Raw genomic sequence first — 720 nt, 5'->3', positions numbered from 1 at the left:
AAGTTAAATTAATGTTCTAAAGTTCAATACTATTTTTACAAGTTAAATTTTGTTCCTTCAGCCGAAACTGAAGCAAAATAGCAAAACAAAAGTTGATATTTATTCCGTCCGCCAGTTTTTTGCCAAACCAATGTTAGTGGTAGCGTTTCTTTTTATTTGAATCAATTTCTGGCGGTGGGAATTTGACATGATCTATTGTTGACTTTGGTAATGGTTTTTCTGTCAAGGTTGGAAAAATGAAATTGTTAGTTGTGCGTTCAAATTTTAATTGCTTTATTGATGTTAACAACCACCTGTAAACTGTCATTATGCTATCTGGTAAACTTGCAGATTGTCCGCTAATATGTTTTACATTATTTCCATCAGAATAAACATAAAGTTCAGTAGAAAGGTCGTCTACAGAATGTTCATAAGAAGTGTCAAGCTGTCGATACTTTATACTCTCAAGTTTGAGATTTAATGTATCCCAAAATCCATTAGTTATTCTACCGGAGTAGAACCCAATATTGTTTGTATTTTCAACTCCATGATATTTAAAAGTCAGTGAACTATCAATATCAATAACTTGGATAGGGCAAGTTCCGAAGCAACCACCTGTCGCAAACACAATTCTATTTATTACATTCTGTCGATAATCTTTTTTGTTGGCTGAGCAGCCAAAAAGCGTAACTAAAATTATAATTGTCGTTGTAAGTTTGATTGTCTTCATAACGTTACCAC

At 32.8% G+C, this 720-nt stretch carries 1 protein-coding gene; it reads right to left on the bottom strand.

Features of this window, described 5'->3' with window-relative positions:
- Positions 1-133 precede the first annotated feature (133 nt).
- Positions 134-720, bottom strand: a 587-nt coding sequence (locus tag GO621_RS18725) for a DUF6438 domain-containing protein (protein ID WP_232335718.1), incomplete at its 5' end; no start/stop codon positions are given.

It is taken from the genome of Mucilaginibacter arboris (assembly GCF_009754915.1).
Lineage (GTDB): Bacteria > Bacteroidota > Bacteroidia > Sphingobacteriales > Sphingobacteriaceae > Mucilaginibacter_A > Mucilaginibacter_A arboris.
The sequence above is the reverse complement of the archived record's forward strand: the minus strand, read 5'-3'. Positions and strand labels throughout refer to the sequence as shown.